Genomic DNA, 19846 nt, shown 5'->3' on the forward strand with positions numbered 1-19846 from the left:
AGGAGCAGCAGCAGTCCCGTAATTCCTATCTTGCCTGTTCAACGGCTCGGAACTTCTCTGTCCGAAAGCCGAGAAAAGCGTCCGGCCCTGTTTAGGAGCAGGAGCAGTGGGGAACAGTGTGGATATGGGAAGCTCCGTAACCTCCAAGCTCCGGGCTGTCCTGTTCGACCGGGACGGGACCCTGGTGGTCGATGTGCCCTATAACGGGGACCCCGCGTTGGTCAGGCCGATGCCGGGCGCCAAAGCCGTGCTGGACGGCCTCCGGGCTGAAGGCATAGCTACCGGCGTCATCAGCAACCAGTCGGGTATTGCGCGTGGCCTGATCACGGAAGCCGACGTGGCAGGGGTCAACGCCAGGGTGGAAGAACTCCTGGGACCCTTTGATGTGTGGGAAGTGTGCCCGCATTCCGAGCAGGACGGCTGTACCTGCCGCAAGCCGGCGCCCGGCATGGTCCACAGTGCCTGCAGGAAACTCGGAATCCGGGAATCGGAGGCAGCGCTGATCGGAGACATCGGGGCGGACGTCGGCGCTGCGGAAGCCGCCGGAGCCACAGGCGTGCTGGTTCCCACCCCGGTGACCCGGGCTGAGGAGGTGGCCGCAGCGCGGCTGGTCGCACCGGACCTGGCGGCCGCCGTCGGCCTGCTGCGGGAGGCACCCTGATGGGCCGGGTCCTGGTGGCGCGCCTGGACAGCATGGGCGATGTCCTCCTGGCGGGGCCTGCTGTCCGGGCCGTGGCGAACGGCCGGATCCCTGACGGCAGCGGTGCCAACCACGTGGTGATGCTGTGCGGCAGGCAAGGCGAGGCCGCCGCGGGATTGCTGCCCGGGGTGGCGGAGGTCTACAGCTGGGACAGCCCCTGGATCATGAATCCCGCGCCGAAGATGACCGGCCCGCACGCCGACAGGCTCATCGAATACGTCCGCAATTCCAGGATCACCGAAGCCATCATCCTGACCTCCTTCCACCAGTCCCCGCTGCCGCTGGCACTGCTGCTCCGGCTGGCCGGCGTTCAACGGATCACCGGGGCGTCCACCGACTACGCCGGATCCCTGCTGGACGTCCGGCTCAAGCCGGGGGAAGACTTTCCGGAAGACCAGCCCGAGGCGGAACGTGCCCTGGGCATCGCCGAGGCCGCAGGGTTCCGGCTGCCGGCGGGCGACGACGGCAAGCTCCGGGTGGCAACGGTCCCCGACGTCCGGGACCTCGTGGGACACGAACCCTACGTGGTGGTCCATCCCGGGGCTGCCGTCCCGGCCAGGGCCTGGCCGCCGCTGCACCACGCGGCCGCCGTCGAACTCCTCCAGGGTTCGGGCCACCGGGTGGTGGTGACCGGCGGACCGAATGAAACCTCCCTCACCGCAACCGTTGCCGGCCCTTCGGCCCTGGACCTTGGTGGTCGCACTGACCTTCAGACGATGGCCGGCGTTATGGCGGGGGCTGAGGCGGTGGTCACCGGGAACACCGGCCCGGCGCACCTTGCCGCCGCCGTGGGGACCCCCGTCGTCTGTCTCTTTTCACCCGTGGTGCCGGCCATCCGCTGGGCACCGTACGGGGTGCCCCTGGAACTCCTCGGCGACCAGAACGCGCCCTGCCGGATGACCCGCGCCCGCGGCTGCCCCGTCCCGGGCCACCCCTGCCTTGACTCCGTATCCCCTGAGGAAGTGGTGGCAGCCGTGGAACGGCTGATGGGCGGAGTGAGCTCCTTCAGCACCCACGTCAGCACCCGTAGAAAGGCCCGCAACAGATGAAAATCCTGCTCTGGCATGTCCACGGTTCCTGGACGGACGCCTTCGTCCGCGGCCGTCATGAGTACCTGCTTCCAGTCTTGCCGGAAGGCGGTGCCTGGGGACTTGGCCGTGCCGGCAGGGACTGGCCGGCATCCGTGCGGGAGGTGGACCTGGCGACGCTCGACGCGGACGCTGTTGACGCCGTCGTCCTCCAACGCCCCGAGGAGATAGGGGAGGTCACCCGGATACTCGGCCGCACCCCCGGGCTGGACCTCCCGGCGGTTTACGTGGAGCACAACACGCCGAAGGGCGACTTCCCGTTCACCACCCACCCGCTCGCGGACCAGCACAACATCCCGATCGTCCACGTGACCCACTTCAACAGGCTGGCCTGGGACAACGGTTCCGCGTCCAGCACGGTCATCGAACACGGGATCCCGGACCCCGGGCAGCTTTACACCGGTGAGCTGGCGGAGCTGGGGGTTGTGGTCAACGAACCGGTCCGCCGCGGCCGCGTCACAGGCACCGACCTGCTGCCGGCATTCGCCTCGGTGGCCCCGCTGCAGGTCTTCGGCATGAAGACGGACGGGCTTGCCGCCGCCACTGGGATCGCGGAGACACGCCTGACGGCGCGGGGAGACCTGCGGACGCAGGAACTCCATCGCGAACTGGCGCGCTGCCGCGTCTATGTACACCCGATGCGCTGGACTTCCCTGGGCCTGTCCCTCCTGGAAGCCATGCATCTGGGAATGCCGGTGGTGGCCCTGGCCACCACCGAAGCGCCGCGGGCGGTGCCGCCGGAGGCCGGCGCCGTTTCCGCCGATGTTGATGAGCTGCTCCGCTGTGCGCGGCGGCTGATCGCCAATCCGGATGAAGCCCGACGGCGGGGCGTTGCCGCGCGTGAGGCGGCATTGGAACGTTACGGCCTGGGCAAGTTTCAGGACCGCTGGGATGAGCTCCTGGCGGACCTGCGCGGCCTGCCCCGGCACTCCGTCAACGAGCACCCGGACGAGCGGATCCTTGTCCCGGCGCGAGAGAGGAAGACACCATGAAGATCGCCATGATTTCCGAGCACGCCAGTCCGCTGGCGGCGCTGGGCGGGGTGGATGCCGGGGGGCAGAACGTCCATGTTGCCGCGCTCTCCGAGGCGCTTGCCAAGCGGGGCCACCACGTCACCGTTTATACCCGCAGGGACGCGACGGGGCTTCCCTCCCGGGTGCGGGTGGGGCGCCGGTTCGATGTGGTCCACGTCGATGCAGGCCCTGCCTGCCATGTTCCGAAGGATGAGCTGCTGCCGTACATGGGCGAGCTCGCGGACGGTGTGGCCAGGGACTGGGGCCAGCGTCCGCCGGATGTGGTGCACGGCCACTTCTGGATGTCCGGGCTGGCCGCACTGGACGCAGCAAGGCGGCCCGACGCCGGCTACCGCGTCCCGGTCATCCAGACCTTCCACGCCCTGGGCACCGTCAAGCGGCGCCACCAGGGCGCCGAGGACACCAGCCCGCAGGAACGCCGCTGGCTGGAACCGGGTGTGGGCCGCTCCGCGGACAGGATCATTGCCACCTGCTCGGACGAGGTCTTTGAGCTCAAAGCCATGGGCATCACCACCGGCAAGGTTTCCATCGCGCCCTGCGGCGTGGACCTCGGCTTCTTCTCCGCGGACGGCCCCATCGCCGCCAGGAACCGCCGGCACCGCATCCTGTCCGTGGGCCGGCTGGTGCCGCGGAAAGGCGTTGACCTGGTGATCCGGGCCCTGCCGTACCTGCGCGAGGCAGGGTTCGACGACGTCGAGCTGCTGATTGTGGGCGGCGGCGGGGATTCGGGGGCACTGCACGCCGACCCGGAGGTCCGGCGCCTGCTGGACCTGGCCGCCGAGCTGGGAGTCTCGGACCAGGTGTCCCTCCAGGGCCAGGTTTCCCGGGGCGAGATGCCGGGGATCTTCCGCAGCGCCGATGCCGTGGTGTGCGCGCCCTGGTACGAGCCCTTCGGCATCGTCCCCCTGGAGGCCATGGCCTGCGGCGTTCCCGTGGTGGCCGCCGCCGTGGGTGGCCTGCGGGACACGGTGGTGGACCACACCACCGGGCTGCATGTGCCGCCGCGTGACCCGGAAGCCATCGCGTCGGCGCTCACCTTGCTGCTCGGGAACCCGTCCCTGCGCGCTGAGCTCGGCAAGGCTGGCCAGCAACGTGCCCGGACCCGGTATTCCTGGGACCGCGTGGCCGCCGAAACCGAAAAGGCCTACCAGCTGGCAGTGGCGGAGGCCCCGGCCGGCGTGGTTCCCATGGAAGGAGCAGTGCTGTGACTGCTGAATGGTCCTTGAAGGAAGCCGACCTGCGGGCACTGGCCACCCCGCCTGCCCTGCCCGCTGCGATGCCTGGTGCCGCCTTTGTGGACCCGGCCAGCGCCGACGCCGTCCGCATCCACCTGGACAACGTGCTTCCGGCCCTGGATTCCCTGCGCAGCCAGTCCGGCAGGCTCGCCGCCTGGGGCGTGGAGCTGGCCCAGCGCCTGCTCCGCGGCCAGCGGCTCCTCGCTGCCGGCAACGGCGGTTCGGCTGCCGAGGCGCAGCACCTCACCGCCGAACTGGTGGGCCGGTTCGACGGCGAGCGCGTCCCGTTCTCAGCGATCTCCCTGCACGCCGAGTCCTCGGCCGTTACCGCAATCGCCAACGATTACGGCTACGACGACGTCTTTGCCCGGCAGGTGCGGGCTCATGCCCGCTCCGGGGACGTGCTGATGCTGCTGTCCACCAGCGGCAAGAGCCCCAACCTGCTGCGCGCTGCCGAGGTGGCATCCCGCCTCAACGTGACCACCTGGGCACTGACCGGCGCGGGGCCCAACCCCCTGGCCGACGCCTGCGATGAGGCCGTGATGATCGACGCCCTCAACGCCAATGCTCAGGAGGGGCACCTGATCGCGCTGCACGCACTGTGCCGTGCCTTTGACATGGAGGTAGGCCGCCGCAGCCCCGCCGTTCCCGCCGGAGTTCCGACATCGGGAATGCCCAAAGCCGGGCTGCCGGCAACCGGACTGCCCCAGGGAGGTGGCCGGCCATGAGGATCGTGGTGGTGGGCGACGTCATGCTGGATGTGGACCTCTCCGGGGAGGCCACACGGCTCAGCCCGGACGCCCCGGTGCCGGTAGTGGATGTCTCGGACGTCCGGCGTCGCGCAGGGGGCGCCGGGCTGGTGGCCCGGATGCTGGCTGAGGACGGCTGGCCCGTCACGCTGGTGACGGTGCTGGGCGACGACGACGCCGGGCGGCAGCTCCAGGAGCATCTCGCCGGAGTGCGCCTGGTGGCAGGGCCCAGCGGCTACCCGTCGCCGGTCAAGACCAGGGTCAGGGCCGGATCCCATCCCGTGGTCCGCTTTGACCAGGGATGCGAAAAGACGCCTGTTCCCGAGGTCAGCCCCGCCATGCTCCGTGCTGTGGAAGAGGCCGGCGTGATTATCGTCGCCGACTACGGCAGGGGAGTGGCGGCCAACCCCCGCCTGCGGGATCTCCTGGCCCGGCTTGCCGATGAGGTTCCCATCATCTGGGACCCGCACCCTGCCGGGCCGGATCCCGTCCCCGGCGTCGCCGTGGTCACGCCGAACCTGTCCGAAGCCGTCAGGGCCGCCCAGTCCCGGGCGCCGAAAGATGCTCGGACCGTAACGAACAAGCCCGAAGCGCGCAGGCCCGAAGCACACAAGGACCAGGCGCCGCAGGACCAGGCGCCGCAGGACCAGGCCGTCGAGGCCGGCCGGATCCTGTTGGACCACTGGCGCAGCAAGGCAGTCCTGGTCACCAAGGGCGAACAGGGCGCAGTCCTGCTGCGGGACAACAATGCAACACCGCACCCTGTTCCTGCCCCGCGGGTGGAGGCGGGCGATCCGTGCGGAGCCGGCGACCGCCTGGCGGCCGGGCTGGCCGTGCACCTCCTGGCCGGCCGGTCCCTCGAGGAAGCCGCCGAACTGGCAGTCCACGAGGCAGCGGATTTCCTGGCCGCGGGCGGCGTCTCAGCACTCCCGGACCGCACCACAGAGCCTGCCGGCCGGAACAACGAATCCCCGGCGGCAGCCGGGCGCCGCTCCACCGAACCGTTGCTGCTTGCCCGTTCGGTCCGGCAGGGCGGTGGCACGGTGGTGGCCACCGGCGGCTGCTTCGACCTGCTGCACGCCGGGCACGTCCGGTCCCTGACCGCGGCCCGCGAGCTGGGGGACTGCCTGATCGTCTGCCTGAACTCGGATGATTCGGTGAGGCGGCTCAAGGGCCCCGAACGTCCCATCATCGGCCAGCACGACAGGGCCGAGCTGCTGCTCGCCATGGAATGCGTGGACGCGGTGCTGGTTTTCGACGAAGACACCCCGGAAGCCGCCCTAGAGCGGCTGCGCCCGGACATCTGGGTCAAGGGCGGCGATTACAAGGGCGCCCGGCTCCCCGAAACGGAACTCGTGGAAAGCTGGGGCGGCCGCTGCCTCACCGTCCCCTACCACCCGGCACGTTCCACCACCGGACTGGCCGACGCGCTCGCCAAGGTGAGCTGACCTTTTTCCCATCCCGATCGACTTGTATTCCCCATCGAAAGGAACACCATGACTTCAGATTCCACAACACTTGGCCGCGTCCTCGTGACGGGAGGTGCCTCGGGATTGGGCGCCGCCGTCGTCGACGCCGTCCTGCAGGCGGGCGGCACTCCGGTGGTGCTGGACCGCGACATCAGCAGCGTGTCTGCCGTGAAGGCCTTTGAAGTGGACGTTGCCGACCGCCTGGCCGTGGAAAAGGCGGTGCGGGAAGCGGCCGAAACCATGGGTGGCCTGGACGCGGTGGTGACCGCGGCCGGCATCGACCGGTGCGGCAAGCTCGCCGACGTCGAAGCCACGGAATGGGAAAAAGTCATCGGGGTGAACCTGATGGGCACCGTGTCCGTGGTGCGCGCCGCCCTGCCCTACCTCAAGACCAGCCACGGCCGGGTTGTCACCGTAGCCTCCACGCTGGGCAAACGGGCGGTGGCCGACGCAACGGCGTACTGCGCCTCGAAGTTCGGTGTGGTGGGCTTCAGCCACGCGCTCGCCGCGGAGACCGGCGGCGAAATCGGCGTCACCACCATGATCCCCGGCGGCATGAAGACGCGCTTCTTTGACGACCGCACCGAGCAGTACAAGCCGCAGGACGATTCCCGCCTCAACGACCCCGGCAACGTGGCCCAGGCCATTCTGTTCGCGCTGCGGCAGCCCACCGGGTGCGAGGTCCGCGAGATGCTGATCTGCCACGAGGAAGAGGGCTCCTGGCCCTAAGCCCGCAAACGGACTAGAACGGAATCGTCGGGAGGAAAACCATGCCTACAACCGCCACCGAAGTGACCACAAGACGGGACCCAGCAGAAGGCTCCGGCATCACCATCCGCGACCCGCGCACCGGCGAGGTGCTGTGGACCGTACCGGAAGCAGAACCCGGTGCGGTGCACCATGCCGTGGAGGTGGCCCGCCGCGCCGCCGGCGAATGGGCCGCCACGGCACCGGCCGAGCGGGGCGCCGCGCTCCGCACAGCGGCCAAGGCGCTCGAGGCAGCAGCGCAGGAACTGGCGGGGCTCAACGCCAGTGAGACGGGCCGTCCGGTAGGGGAAGCGCTGGCGGGAATCGCCGCCGGTGTGTCCACCCTTGAGCAGTACGCTGAACTGGGCCCCGTCCACCGCGGCCACAGCCTCCGCGGCAACCGGCTTGCCTCTGACTACACGGTGGCCGAACCGCGGGGCGTGGCAGTCCTCCTGACTCCGTGGAATGATCCGGTTGCGGTGGCCTGCGGCCTGATAGGCGCGGCACTGGTCACGGGCAACACGGTCATCCACAAACCCAGCGAGCGGTGCCCGCGCCTGGGTGAAGCGCTGGATGAAGTCCTGGCGCCGGCCTTCCCGCCGGGCGTTTTCCTGACCATTTCGGGCGGAGCGGACGTTGGTGCCCTTCTGTCCGAGGCGGACGTGGATGTGCTGGCGCACGTCGGTTCCAGTGCCTCCGGTGCCCGGATTGCCAGGGCGGGTGCGCTGACGGGTGCCCACGTCATCCGCGAAAACGGCGGCAACGATCCCCTGCTGGTGGACCGCGACGTGGATCCCGTCTGGGCAGCTGAACAGGCTGCCATCGGCGCCTTCAGCAACAGCGGGCAGATCTGCACCTCCGTGGAACGGATCTACGTCCACCAGGACATCGCCGCCGAATTCTGCGCCGCCCTTGAAGCCGAAGCGGCAGCGCGGAACAGCAACGGATCGGTGGCACCGCTGGTGGACCTGCGCATGCGGGACGAGGTGCACGCCCACGTCACGGCCGCCATCAACCAGGGCGCGCAGGCGGTGGAGGGTGGTGTCCTGCCGGACGGTCCGGGCTCCTTCTACCCGGCCACGGTGCTGCTCGGCTGCACGGAGGGGATGCAGGTGATGACGGAGGAGACGTTCGGTCCTGTCGCCCCGGTGCAGGTGGTCGAAACGTTCGACGACGGCCTGCGCCTGGCGTGCAGCGGAAAGTACGGCCTCGCGGCCACAGTCCTGAGCGGCAACATTGCCCATATCCAGCAGGCTGTGGCGTCCCTGCCCGTGGGAACGGTCAAGGTCAACGAAGTGTTCGGCGGCGCCCCCGGCGGCGCTGCCCAGCCGCGCGGCGAGAGCGGCCACGGGTTCGGTTACGGTCCCGAACTGCTGGATGAGTTCAGCCAGGTCAAGGTGGTGCACATCGCGGCGCCGCCCGCCGGTGCCATGCGTTACGCCGGACCGGCTACGGAAGAACGGGCCGCTGAAGAACGCGCCGCTGAAGGGCAGGACCAGCCATGAGCATCTCTCCCGACGCCGTGGACCTCTCCACCCAGCGGGCCCTGTCCGAGTGGCTGCCCGGACGGCTCGCGGCTGAAGAACCGCGCATCCTGGTGATCGGCGACGTGATGCTGGACGGCTGGTGGAGCGGCAGCATCGAGCGGCTGTGCCGGGAGGCCCCGGCCCCGGTGGTGGACCTCCAGGCCCGCGACTCCGCGCCCGGCGGCGCCGCCAACACCGCCATGAACCTGGCCGCCCTGGGCGCCCGGGTTTCCGTGGCCGGGATCATCGGAACAGACGACGCCGGGGTGGACCTGAAAAACCAGCTCGTGGCCGCCGGCATCGACGTCCGGCACCTGCACTCCCACCCGGACATGGTGACCACCACCAAGATCCGGATCAGCAGCGGCGGACAGGTGATGCTCCGCCTCGACGACTCAGCCAAGACCGTCCCGGCCGACGCACTGGCCGCGCTCGCCGCCTCGGTGCGTGCCGCCGTCGAACGCCAGGACGCCGTGCTCGTGTGCGACTACGGCACCGGAGTGCTGGCAGACCCGGTGCGTGCCGGACTGGTGGAGGCGCTCGCCGCCGCGGAACAGGGGGACCGGGAAACGCGCCGGCAGATGGTGGTGGTCGATGCGCACGACCCCCGCCCCTGGGCGCCGCTGCATCCGGACCTGGTCACGCCCAACGCGCAGGAAACCGCGCGGCTGCTGGACCGCCGGCTCCCTGAAGGCCAGGAACGGGTGGACGCCGTGGGCGGGCAGGCGGACGCGCTGCTGGCGGCCACCGGTGCCCGGGCCGTGGTGGTCACGCTGGACCGCGACGGTACTGTGCTCCTGACCCCCGACGGCGTGCGGCACCGGACGTGGGCGCGGCCTGCTGCCGAGAAGCAGGCATCCGGCGCGGGGGACACGTTCGTGGCGGCACTCACGCTGGCCCGCTCAGCCGGCCTGCCGCTCACGGCCAGCCTGGACCTGGCGCAGTCCGCAGCGGACGTTGTGGTGCACCAGCCAGGCACATCGGTTTGCAGCACGGAACAGCTCAGCCGCTATTTGCGGGCATTCGCGGACACGGCGCTGGGCGCGGACGAACTGGAACGCCAGCTCACAGTGCACAGGGCACAGGGCCAGCAGATCGTACTCACCAACGGCTGCTTCGACGTACTGCACAGCGGCCACACCCGCTACCTCAACCAGGCCAAGCAGCTGGGCGACATCCTGGTGGTGGCCCTCAACAGCGACGATTCCGTCCGCCGGCTCAAGGGCGCGGGCCGGCCCATCAACGGCGTTGCCGACCGGGCAGCCGTGGTGGCCGCCCTCAGCTGCGTGGACTACGTGACGGTCTTCGATACCCCCACCGCTGCGCCGCTGATCAAGCAGCTCCGGCCCGAGGTCTACGCCAAGGGCGGGGACTACACCCCCGAGATGCTGGCCGAGACCCCGGCGGTGGAGGAGTACGGCGGCCGGGTGGCAATCCTGGACTACGTGGCGGAGCGCTCCACCACCGCCGTAGTGAAGCGCATCCGCGAAGGCGAAGGAGCGGTGCCTACCAACTAGGGTTGAAGCATGACTGAAGCGGGGCACGGGTAATGGCGAAACGCGGAAGGTCAGGAGGCCGGGGCGGCCGTTCGACGGCGGGAGTCGTGGACGTGCCGAAGGGAACCAGGCCGGACGGTCCCGTGGAGGGCGTCTATTACATCGACACCGGCGACTGCGAGCTGATCGCGGACCAGGACAACTCCACCGGCTGGCTCCTGAAGATCAACGGCGTCATGAGCTCGCACATCGACCTCGCGGACCCGCTGTTCCTGGACTTCGAGTACATGCGCTGGATGGCGGCGCTCATCGAGTCGCGCTGGCAGCCGTCGTCCGCCTCTCCTGCCGGGCCCCCGCGGCTGCGCGGCCTCCACCTGGGCGGCGGCGCCTGCTCCCTGGCGCGCTACTTTGCCGCCGTCTACCCGGACGCGCGGCAAGTGGTGGTGGAGCTCGACGGGAAGCTCGCGGAATACGTGCGCGGCTGGTTCGACCTGCCCAAAGCGCCCCTGCTGCGGCTGCGGGTGGGGGAGGCCCGCGAGGTGACCGAGACCCTCACGGCGGACACCCGGGACTTCATCATCCGGGACGTCTTTGCCGGCGCCCTGACCCCGCGCTCCCTGACCACCACGGAATTCAACCAGCATGTGCGGCGTGTCCTGGCACCGGGCGGACTCTATCTGGTGAACTCCGGCGATGCGCCGGACCTGAAGAACGCCCGCGAGGACGCCGCCACCATCGCGGCCGCGTTCGAACACACCGTGATCATCGCGGACCCCGCCATGCTGAAGGGCCGGCGCTACGGAAACATGGTGATGGCCGGCAGCGACGTTCCCTTCGGGGACGACCCCCAGCTTGCCCGCCGGCTCCTCGGCGGCGCCGTTCCCGCGCACCTGTGGAACGACACCCAGGTCCGCGCCTTCGCCGCCGGATCCCCGGTCCGCCACGATCCCGCGGCACCATCGATTGCTCCATAAACGCCGTTTTCGAGCCCCAAAAAGGCCGTTACGGAGCACTCGATGAGGTTTTGCCCCTCCCCATAAGCGCTTCGTGGTGGGCTGCCATCTGTTCCCGCAGCGCCCCCACAACAGCGGCGACGGCCGGGCGCCGCAGTGAATCCGGCCGGAGCACCATCCAGTAGGGAAGCAGTTCGGCGATCTCGGTGGGCAGCAGCCGGACCAGGTCATCGTGGAGGTCGCCCATAAAGCAGGGCAGGAAGCCGATACCCGCACCGGCCCGGGTTGCCTCCACGTGGACAAAGACGTTGGTGGATGTCAGCCCGTCCCGCATGGCCGGCACCAGCCGCCGCGGCGCATCGAGGTCGTCCACCTGCAGCATCGAGTCCACGAAGTACACCAACGGGTGCTCATTGAGTTCGGCCACCGTTGCCGGGGTACCGTGCTCGGCCAGGTAGGCCCGCGAGGCGTACATGCCCAGCATATAGTCGCCCAGCCGGACGGCCTCGGCGCGGTGCACCTGCGGCTCGCCCACCACCACCTCGATGTCCAGCCCGGAACGCTGCTGCAGTGCCCGCCGGGTCATGGTCACCACTTCCACGCTCAGTCCCGGATGCTCACGCCGCAGCCGGGCCACCGCCGGGGCGGCGATGTAGGCGCTGAAGCCGTCCGTCGCCGTCATGCGCACGACGCCGGCAATGGGGTCCGGTGCCTTGCCCGCCGGTCCCAGCGTGCCCAGCACCTCCTCCACCTGCTCGGCAACACGCACGGCCTGTTCGCCCAGTTCCGTCAGTTCCCAGCCGCCCGTTGCCCGGGCCAGGACCCGTCCGCCCAGCGCCTTCTCCAGCGCGGCGATCCGGCGGGAAACGGTGGTGTGGTTCAGGCCCAAAGCCTGGGCCGCCGTCGTAAATTTGGCGGAGCGGGAGACTGCGAGCAGGACCAGCAGGTCATCGGGGTTGGCGTTCATATCTGCAATTCTGCACACGTTTGGTGCCGGTTTGGTCATTGAAGCCGCAGGTTTGTGCAGCAATACTCAGGGTAGTCGTCAGTGCTGTGGATCACAGCACGTGTCAAGGTGGACACCAAGGAGAAACAGTGAGCGTAGAGCAACGCCCGGCAGGCAACAATGCCGGGTCCGCAGCCAAAGGGTCGGGGCTGAAGAAAATCGTCGCCGCCTCCATGGTGGGCACCGTGGTGGAGTGGTACGAATTCTTCCTCTACGCCACCGCGGCCACCCTGGTGTTCGGAAAGTACTTCTTCCCGGCTACCGGCAACGAGCTGGACGGCATCATCCAGGCCTTCATCACCTACGCCGTCGGCTTCGTGGCCCGTCCGCTCGGTGGCATCGTGTTCGGCCAGATCGGCGACAAGCTGGGCCGCAAGCCCACGCTGCAGCTGACCATCGTCATTGTGGGCGTGGCAACGTTCCTGATGGGCTGCCTGCCCGGATTCGCCGAGATCGGCTACCTGGCACCCACCCTGCTGGTGGCGCTCCGCTTCATCCAGGGCTTCGCGCTGGGCGGCGAATGGGGCGGTGCCGTGCTGCTGGTTGCCGAACACAGCCCCAACAAGTCCCGCGGCTTCTGGTCCAGCTGGCCGCAGGCGGCAGTACCCGTCGGCAACCTGCTGGCCACGCTGGTGCTGTTCATCATGTCCTCCGCCCTGAGCCCCGAGGCGTTCCTGGGCTGGGGCTGGCGCGTGGCGTTCTGGCTGTCCGCGGTGATCGTGTTTGTTGGCTACTACATCCGCACCCACGTCACCGAGGCCCCCATCTTCCTCGAGGCCAAGGCCCTGGTGGAGAAGGAGCAGGCCGTCAGCTACGGCGTGTTTGAAGTGGTCCGCAAGTACCCCAAGGGCATCCTTCAGGCCATGGGCCTGCGCTTCGCCGAGAACATCATGTACTACCTCGTGGTGAGCTTCTCCATCGTCTACCTCAAGAGCGTTCACCAGTACGACACGTCCTCGCTCCTGCTGGCCCTGCTGATCGCGCACGTCATCCACTTCCTGGTCATCCCGCAGGTGGGGCGGCTCGTGGACACGCTGGGGCGCAAGCCTGTGTACCTGATCGGTGCCATCTCCGGTGCTGCATGGCCGTTCTTCGCGTTCCCCATGTTCGACACGCGCAACGCCGTGATCATCGTCGCCGCCGTCACCATCGGCTTGTGCCTGCACGCCTTTATGTATGCCGGCCAGCCCGCCATCATGGCGGAACTGTTCCCCACCCGGATGCGGTACTCCGGTGTGTCGCTCGGTTCCCAGGTGACGTCAATTTTCGCCGGCTCGCTCGCCCCGCTGCTGGCCACGCAGTGGCTGAAGGACACCGGTTCCTGGGTGCCCACCGCCCTGTACCTGGTGGTTGCCTGCATCGTCACCTCCATTGCCGTGCTGAGCCTGAGGGAGACCAAGGGCATTGCACTGGAGGACGTGGACAAGGCCGACGCCGCCCGCGAGGGACTGCTCCCGGCGGCCCGGCGCTGAGCTGCTTGAGCCGTTGGACAGCCAGTTGACTATACATACGATGGGAAAAGTGATGGAACACGATTTGAACGGCCGGAAGGCACTGGTCACAGGCGGGGCCAGCGGCATCGGCGCCGCCTGCGTGCGGGAACTGGCCTCCCGCGGGGCAAAGGTAGTTGTGGCCGACGTCGACTCCGCCGGGGCCGCGGCCCTTGCCGATGAGGTGGGAGGCACGGCCTGGGTGGTGGATCTGCTGGACGTGGACTCGCTGGCCACCCTGAGCCTGGATTGCGACATTTTGGTGAACAACGCCGGGATCCAGCGCGTCAGCCCCATCGAGGAGTTCGAGCCCGCCCAATTCCGGCGGATCCTCACCCTGATGCTGGAGGCACCGTTCCTGCTGATCCGGGCAGCGCTGCCGCACATGTACGCCAACAACTTCGGCCGCATCATCAACGTGTCATCCGTGCACGGCATCCGGGCCTCGCCATTCAAGAGCGCCTATGTTTCGGCGAAGCACGGCCTTGAGGGGCTGAGCAAGGTGACGGCCTTGGAGGGCGGTGAGCACGGCGTGACGTCCAACTGCATCAACCCCGGCTACGTCCGCACCCCGCTGGTGGAGAAGCAGCTTGCGGACCAGGCCCAGGTGCACGGCATCCCCGAGTCTGAAGTCCTGGCCAAGGTGATGCTCACCGAGTCCGCCATCAAGCGCCTGGTGGAGCCTGAAGAGGTGGCCTCCCTGGTGGGATGGCTGGCATCCGGCCATGCCGGCATGGTCACCGGCGCCAGCTACACCATGGATGGCGGCTGGTCTGCCCGCTAGGCACTCTTTGGCAATCCGACAGCTGGACTGGCCGCCTTCAGCGGCTAGTCCAGCTTCTTGAGTTGCCGGTGGTCGTAGAAGAAAACGCCCTCGGCGGTATCCACGCCCGCGGACAAGCCCTGCAGGAACACCACCACTCCCTCGCGGCGGCCCTTGAAGGGATCGTCGGCCACCACGGCGTCGCCGATCCTGTAGGGGGACCGCGGGGCGAAGGGCCTCGCAATGCGGCTCCACGCCTGCGCCGCGACCGAGGCCAGGCTCACCGGTTTACCCATGCTCGACAGGTCCTGGACATATGCTTTCACCATGCGTACCAACTCCTTGCGGCGGCAGTGAGCCGCACACTGTCGGTGCAGGTAACCGGAACGCTCCCAGCGCGAGGACGGCCCTCCAATTCCGGCTGGCACCGTACGCCAAAGCTATTCACTATTCACATCAGTCACATCAGTAACAGGTACTCAGATTAAAAATCGGCACTACTTGCTTTCGCGCCGGCGGCTTGCCCGGCGGTCGACCCAGTCGGCAGTCAGCGTTTGCCGTTGATGATTTCGTCGGCGTTGTCGAACGCCCAGCCCACCAGCGGAACAAGCAGGCCGCTCAGCTCATAACCCTTGTCGGTCAGGCTGTAATCCACCCGCGGCGGTATGACCGGCTGGGCGTTCCTGCTGACCAGGCCGTCCCGTTCAAGCGTCTTCAGCGTCTGGGCGAGCATCTTTTCGCTGATGCCCTCGGCCCGCCGTCGTAATTCGCTCCACCGCTGCTCACCTTCGGACAGGGACAGCAGGATCAGCACGCCCCACTTGCTGGTGATGTGGTCCAGCAGGGTCCGGCTGGGGCACCCGGCCGGGAAGACGCCGTCGGCAAAGCTCATGGGCAGGGGGAGCGGACGCGTAGTTGCTTCCATGCTTCCACCTTACCGCTAGGTCAGTACCTTACTTCAAAGTGCGTACTCTCTTTTGGGAAGTAATCCGTCGGGGCGCTGGTTGTGCCTTTCGACAACCCAGTACTTCCCGAAAGGATTCATCGTGAGCATCGTTGTAACAGGAGCCACAGGACAGCTCGGCCGCTACGTCGTCGAGGCCCTGCTGGAGCGCAACGTTCCTGCAGGGGACATTGTGGCCACCGGACGTTCCATCGAGAAACTGGCGGACTTCGCTGCGCAGGGCGTCGATGTCCGCGCCATCGACTATGCCGACGCCGCCTCGGTGGCTGCTGCCCTCCAGGGTGCCCGCCGTGTGCTGCTGATCTCCGGCAGCGAGGTGGGCCAGCGGGTGGAGCAGCACCGTACTGTCATCGAGGTTGCCAAGGCTGAAGGCGTGGAGCTGTTGGCCTACACCAGCATTGCCAACGCCGACACCACCGGCATGAAGCTGGCGGCGGAGCACAAGGAGACCGAAGCCATCCTCCGCGAATCCGGCGTCCCCTTCGTCCTGCTGCGCAACGGCTGGTACCTGGAAAACTACACCGAGCAGCTGCCCGGGACCCTGGCGCAGGGTGCGATCGCGGGCAGCGCCGGAGACGGCAAGGTCAGTGGCGCGGCGAGGGTCGACTATGCCCACGCTGCCGCGGCGGTGCTGGTAGCTGAGGGCCAGGCCGGCAAGGTCTACGAGTTGGGTGGCGATGAGGCGTTCACCATGGCGGACCTCGCGGCCGAAATCACCGCAGCGACCGGCAAGGACATCAGCTACAACAACCTGCCCGCCGAGGACTACGCCGGACTGCTGAAGGGTGTTGGTGTTCCCGAGGCCTTTGCCGAGATCCTGGCTGATTCGGACCTCGGTATTGCCAGGGGTGATCTCCTGGTCAGCACAGGCGACCTGCGGACGCTGATCGGCCGCCCGGCCACGTCGCTCGCCGAAGCTGTACGGTCCGCCGCGGCTTCTGCCTAGTTTTCATGGAAAGTGCCCGGTTCCCTGGTGGGACCGGGCATTTTCTGTCTCTGGGATCGCCGGCACTGCGGCGGGCTCGGCCCTGAGGGCTGGTTCTCAGGACTTGCTGGCGGTGAGGGCGAGGGTGCCGCCGAGCCCGATCATTAAGGCACCGCCGGTCACCTCCACGGCTGAAACCCGCCCGGGCGAGCGGGCGAACCATCGCCTGGCCGTCCCTGCGGCGATGGCCCACATGCTGTCCGAGACCAGGGCGATCACCAGGAACACCGAACCGAGCAGTCCCAGCTGGAACGGGATGGCACCCGACGCGTAGTCCACGAACTGCGGCAGCACGGCAACAAAGAAAACCACGGACTTCGGGTTGGTGGCTCCAACCACTGCGCCCTCTCCCACCAGCCGCCGCCAGGGCGTGGAATGGGCTGGTTGATTTTCGGCCTCGATGCGGCTGTGGCGGTGCCTGATGGCTTGGATCCCGAGGTAAACGAGGTAAGCGGCACCGGCAAACTTCACCACGCTGAAGAGGATCACGGATTGTGCCACCACAATGCCAAGGCCCAGGGCCACTGCTGCCACCTGGACCAGTTGGCCGGTCGCATTACCCAGGACAGTGAGGACTCCGCCCTTCCAGCCGAGCGCCAGTGAGCGGCCGATCACGAACAGGACGCTCGGCCCGGGCACCGCGATCAGCATCACTGAAGCCAACGAAAACGCCAGCAGGTTGGAGAGGGGAACCATGCCTGATCTTAGCCCCGGAAGGACCGGGCGGGCTGGGTCTGGCCGCAGCCGTCGGATCGGGACCTAATCGCCGCCGCGGACCGCCGTGACCACCGGCAGCGGTGAGGTCTCGTCCACAAGTTCGGCCCGCCGTCGTCCGTCACCCTTGATCCACAGCCGGTAGGCAAGGACCAGGAGAGCCAGCCACGCGCCGCCCACGTAGAGCGCGATCCGCGTGTCCTCAAACGCGCCCAGGACGGCGATGACCAGTGCCATAAAGGCAATGGTGAGGACAGAGGCCGCCGGCCACCAGGGCGAGGGGAATTCCGACGCCGGCAGGCCGGTCCGTGCGATCTCCCGCTTCATTGCCACGTGGGACGCGAGGATCATGATCCACACCCACACGGTGGCGAAGGTGGCGATGGAGGCGATGAGGATGAAGACATCCTTGGGAATGACAGCGTTCAGGACCACGCCCACCAGAAGGATGGCCGTCATCATGACCACCGTCATCCAGGGGACCCCATGCCGGGACACCTTGCCGAAGACGGCCGGGGCGTGGCCCTGCCTGGACAGCCCGAAGAGGATCCGCCCGGCACCGAAGATGTCACTGTTGATGGCGGAAAGGGCGGCTGTAATGACGACGGCGTTGAGGATGTGCGGCGCAGCCGGGATGCCGAGTCCGCTGAAGATCTGCACGAACGGGCTGCCGTTGCTGCCGATCTCGTTCCAGGGGAAGAGGCTCATGAGGACACCCAGGGTCAGGACGTAGAAGAGCAGGACGCGCACTGGCACGGTGTTGACGGCCTTGGGGATGACCTTCTTCGGGTCTGCGGCCTCGCCGGCAGTAATGCCCAGGGTCTCGATCCCGCCGAAGGCGAACATGACCACGGCGAAGGATGCCAGGAGCCCTTCGAAGCCATGCGGGAACATGCCGCCGTGCTCAACGAGGTTTCCCAGTCCTGGCGCGACGCTGGAACCGCCGGCTTGGAAACCGAAGGCGATGATCGCCGCACCGCCCGCGATCATGGCGATAATGGCGGCCACCTTGATCAATGAAAACCAGAACTCCAGCTCCCCGAAGACCTTGACGCTGAGGAGGTTCAGGGCAGCCAGGAAGCAGATGATGGCCAGGATCCAGATCCACCGGTCCACCTGGGGGAACCAGAAGCCCATGTAGATACTGAAGGCTGTCACGTCCGCGATGGCGACAATTGCCATCTCAAAGACGTAGGTCCAGCCGGTGACAAAGCCGGCCAGGGGGCCAAGGTAACGGCTTGCATACTGTCCGAAAGAGCCGGAGACGGGGTGCCTCACGGCCATTTCGCCCAGGGCCCGCATCACCATGAACACGGCGGCGCCGCCGATGATGTAGGCCAGCAGGACGGCCGGTCCGGCTTTTTGGATGGCGGAGGCGGACCCGTAGAAGAGGCCGGTGCCGATGGCCGAGCCCAGGGCCATGAACCGGATGTGGCGGACGTTGAGTCCCCGGTTAAGGACGCTCCCGACGGCGGCTGCTGGGGTTCGCTGTCCGGCCGGACTGTCGTTCCTGGTGGGGTTTGGTGCTGCTTGCATGCAAATACCTTCTCGTCATTGGGAGGGGAACCGGTAACCAGCAGACCACTTTCGAGTGAGGGGTGATGAGCCTCACGGGAGGTTGGTGTCTTTCATCGCAGACTGGCTGGTTTTTCCCTGCGGGCTTTCTGCTCGCTGGTACAGAACTATTGACGCGGTGTCGGGTGTTCTTTAAGTTGGTGACGCCACGCGGGTGGGGGTCACCCGCCAGACAGTCATTGCCATCGAACAGGGCCGGTATTCGCCGTCGCTGGAGATGGCCTTCCAGATCGCCCACGTGCTCGGCGTATCGCTTGAGGACGTGTTCCAGTACCCGCAGCCAGAAGGAGATCAGCCATGAAAGCTATCGTGCAGGACGTTTATGGAGCGGCGGACGTGCTTCAGTTGCGGGAGATTGCGCGGCCAGTGCCGGGTGATGGTGAGGTCCTTATCCGGGTGCGGGCCGCCGGCGTCGACCAGGGGGTCTGGCACCTGATGACGGGGCTGCCTTATCTGATCAGGCTCTTCGGTTACGGACTGGGGAAGCCCAAGACGCCTGTGCGGGGCCGGGAGGTGGCCGGCGTTGTGGAGGCTGTGGGAGCCGGGGTAAGCCGGTTCACGGTGGGCGACGAAGTTTATGGAACCTGCGAGGGGTCCTTTGCGGAATACGTCTGCGCGAGGGAGGACAAGCTGGCGCGGAAGCCCGTGAACCTCTCATTCGAGGAGGCGGCGGCAGCTCCCATTTCCGGTGTTACGGCCCTTCAGGCTGTCCGCGACGCCGGCGAGGTCACCGTTGGGCAAAAGGTGCTGATCATTGGGGCGGGCGGGGGAGTGGGCTCCTTCGCCGTGCAACTGGCCAAGGCCTTCGGGGCGGAGGTCACCGGGGTCTGCAGTACCGGCAAGATGGACCTCGTCCGGTCCCTCGGGGCCGATGCAGTTATCGACTATACGAATTCTGAGATCACCAGTGGTGGAAAGCTGTACGACGTCATCCTGGATACCGCCGGCAACCGGCCGCTGTCCGTCCTCCGGCGGGTGCTCGGGCCACAGGGAACGCTGGTGATCGTTGGAGGCGAAGGGGGTGGCAAGCTGACCGGCGGCTTTGAGCGGTCGATTGGGGCGCCCTTTGCTTCGCTTTTCTCCCGGCAGAAATTCAGGGGGCTTGTCTCGAAGGAGACACACCTGGACCTGGAAGCACTCTCATCGCTCATTGAAGCCGGCAGCGTGAAGCCTGCCGTCGACAAGGTCTTCCCCCTTGAGGAAGCTCCGGCCGCTGTCAGATACCTGCACGAGGGGCGGAGCCGGGGCAAGGTGGTGGTCGGGGTTTCATAACGCCAGAAATCCCGCGCTCTGACCCGGTCAAGGCACCGGGCCTGGTCCTGGCTGTCCAGGAGACGCATTGTGCCGTCAGA

General features: G+C 67.7%; 19 protein-coding genes and 1 pseudogene. 15 read left to right on the forward strand and 5 right to left on the reverse strand.

Features of this window, described 5'->3' with window-relative positions:
- Positions 1-124 precede the first annotated feature (124 nt).
- From AC5RWA_RS05950 to AC5RWA_RS05995, 10 genes are read left to right on the forward strand one after another with little or no spacing between them, the layout of a single operon-like run.
- Positions 125-661 carry a D-glycero-alpha-D-manno-heptose-1,7-bisphosphate 7-phosphatase gene (locus tag AC5RWA_RS05950; protein WP_476244807.1) on the forward strand — a complete coding sequence of 179 codons (537 nt, stop codon included), beginning with the start codon at positions 125-127 and terminating at the stop codon, positions 659-661.
- A complete protein-coding gene (locus AC5RWA_RS05955) occupies positions 661-1749 on the forward strand; it encodes a glycosyltransferase family 9 protein (RefSeq protein ID WP_494056916.1) in 1089 nt (362 codons plus the stop codon). The genes AC5RWA_RS05950 and AC5RWA_RS05955 overlap by 1 nt, the downstream gene beginning before the upstream one ends.
- Positions 1746-2780: a glycosyltransferase gene (locus AC5RWA_RS05960; RefSeq protein WP_494056917.1), complete on the forward strand. Its 1035-nt coding sequence runs from the start codon at positions 1746-1748 to the stop codon at positions 2778-2780. The genes AC5RWA_RS05955 and AC5RWA_RS05960 overlap by 4 nt, the downstream gene beginning before the upstream one ends.
- A complete protein-coding gene (locus AC5RWA_RS05965) occupies positions 2777-4030 on the forward strand; it encodes a glycosyltransferase (RefSeq protein WP_079598354.1) in 1254 nt (417 codons plus the stop codon). Before AC5RWA_RS05960 ends, AC5RWA_RS05965 begins: the two co-directional genes overlap by 4 nt.
- The gene (locus tag AC5RWA_RS05970) at positions 4027-4785 is read left to right on the forward strand and encodes a D-sedoheptulose-7-phosphate isomerase (protein ID WP_494056918.1); all 759 of its coding nucleotides are present in this window, start codon (positions 4027-4029) and stop codon (positions 4783-4785) included. Before AC5RWA_RS05965 ends, AC5RWA_RS05970 begins: the two co-directional genes overlap by 4 nt.
- Positions 4782-6254, forward strand: a complete 1473-nt coding sequence (locus AC5RWA_RS05975; protein ID WP_494056919.1) for a PfkB family carbohydrate kinase — start codon at positions 4782-4784, stop codon at positions 6252-6254. The genes AC5RWA_RS05970 and AC5RWA_RS05975 overlap by 4 nt, the downstream gene beginning before the upstream one ends.
- A gap of 48 nt (positions 6255-6302) precedes the next feature.
- A complete protein-coding gene (locus AC5RWA_RS05980) occupies positions 6303-7004 on the forward strand; it encodes an SDR family oxidoreductase (RefSeq protein WP_079598357.1) in 702 nt (233 codons plus the stop codon).
- Positions 7005-7045: 41 nt separating this feature from the next.
- A complete protein-coding gene (locus AC5RWA_RS05985) occupies positions 7046-8527 on the forward strand; it encodes an aldehyde dehydrogenase family protein (RefSeq protein ID WP_494056920.1) in 1482 nt (493 codons plus the stop codon).
- Entirely contained in the window at positions 8524-10065 is a 1542-nt protein-coding gene (rfaE2, locus tag AC5RWA_RS05990; RefSeq protein WP_494056921.1) for a D-glycero-beta-D-manno-heptose 1-phosphate adenylyltransferase, read from the forward strand. Before AC5RWA_RS05985 ends, rfaE2 begins: the two co-directional genes overlap by 4 nt.
- 32 nt (positions 10066-10097) lie before the next feature.
- Entirely contained in the window at positions 10098-11018 is a 921-nt protein-coding gene (locus tag AC5RWA_RS05995) for a spermidine synthase (protein WP_494056922.1), read from the forward strand.
- A gap of 28 nt (positions 11019-11046) precedes the next feature.
- Here AC5RWA_RS05995 and AC5RWA_RS06000 read toward each other — a convergent pair whose 3' ends face one another.
- Positions 11047-11964, reverse strand: coding sequence for a LysR family transcriptional regulator (locus AC5RWA_RS06000; RefSeq protein WP_275730731.1), 918 nt, complete (start codon positions 11962-11964; stop codon positions 11047-11049).
- 128 nt (positions 11965-12092) lie between these two features.
- Between AC5RWA_RS06000 and AC5RWA_RS06005 the strand changes: the two genes are divergently transcribed.
- Both AC5RWA_RS06005 and AC5RWA_RS06010 read left to right on the forward strand, forming a co-directional pair.
- Positions 12093-13475, forward strand: coding sequence for an MFS transporter (locus AC5RWA_RS06005; protein WP_494056923.1), 1383 nt, complete (start codon positions 12093-12095; stop codon positions 13473-13475).
- Positions 13476-13527: 52 nt separating this feature from the next.
- On the forward strand, positions 13528-14277 hold the full coding sequence (locus AC5RWA_RS06010; protein WP_494056924.1) for a 3-hydroxybutyrate dehydrogenase: 750 nt from the start codon (positions 13528-13530) through the stop codon (positions 14275-14277).
- A gap of 44 nt (positions 14278-14321) precedes the next feature.
- Here the strand turns inward: AC5RWA_RS06010 and AC5RWA_RS06015 are convergent, their stop codons facing one another.
- Both AC5RWA_RS06015 and AC5RWA_RS06020 read right to left on the reverse strand, forming a co-directional pair.
- The gene (locus AC5RWA_RS06015) at positions 14322-14585 is read right to left on the reverse strand and encodes a hypothetical protein (protein ID WP_494056925.1); all 264 of its coding nucleotides are present in this window, start codon (positions 14583-14585) and stop codon (positions 14322-14324) included.
- 218 nt (positions 14586-14803) lie between these two features.
- Positions 14804-15181 carry a winged helix-turn-helix transcriptional regulator gene (locus AC5RWA_RS06020; RefSeq protein ID WP_494056926.1) on the reverse strand — a complete coding sequence of 126 codons (378 nt, stop codon included), beginning with the start codon at positions 15179-15181 and terminating at the stop codon, positions 14804-14806.
- A gap of 121 nt (positions 15182-15302) precedes the next feature.
- Here AC5RWA_RS06020 and AC5RWA_RS06025 point away from each other — a divergent pair, with 121 nt between their 5' ends.
- A complete protein-coding gene (locus AC5RWA_RS06025; RefSeq protein WP_494056927.1) occupies positions 15303-16166 on the forward strand; it encodes an SDR family oxidoreductase in 864 nt (287 codons plus the stop codon).
- A 96-nt stretch (positions 16167-16262) separates the two neighbouring features.
- On the opposite strand, the gene AC5RWA_RS06030 is transcribed toward AC5RWA_RS06025, so the two are convergent.
- Both AC5RWA_RS06030 and AC5RWA_RS06035 read right to left on the reverse strand, forming a co-directional pair.
- Positions 16263-16901 (reverse strand): LysE family translocator, encoded by a 639-nt coding sequence (locus tag AC5RWA_RS06030; RefSeq protein ID WP_494056928.1) that lies wholly within the window; start codon positions 16899-16901, stop codon positions 16263-16265.
- A 63-nt stretch (positions 16902-16964) separates the two neighbouring features.
- A complete protein-coding gene (locus AC5RWA_RS06035) occupies positions 16965-18455 on the reverse strand; it encodes an amino acid permease (protein WP_494056929.1) in 1491 nt (496 codons plus the stop codon).
- A gap of 184 nt (positions 18456-18639) precedes the next feature.
- Between AC5RWA_RS06035 and AC5RWA_RS06040 the strand changes: the two are divergent.
- Both AC5RWA_RS06040 and AC5RWA_RS06045 read left to right on the forward strand, forming a co-directional pair.
- Positions 18640-18795, forward strand: a pseudogene (locus AC5RWA_RS06040) (helix-turn-helix transcriptional regulator); the annotation flags it as partial.
- The gene (locus AC5RWA_RS06045) at positions 18792-19766 is read left to right on the forward strand and encodes an NAD(P)-dependent alcohol dehydrogenase (protein ID WP_494056930.1); all 975 of its coding nucleotides are present in this window, start codon (positions 18792-18794) and stop codon (positions 19764-19766) included. The pseudogene AC5RWA_RS06040 and the gene AC5RWA_RS06045, both read left to right, overlap by 4 nt.
- Positions 19767-19846: the final 80 nt, after the last annotated feature.

This window comes from Arthrobacter sp. 210 2 (genome assembly GCF_059093025.1).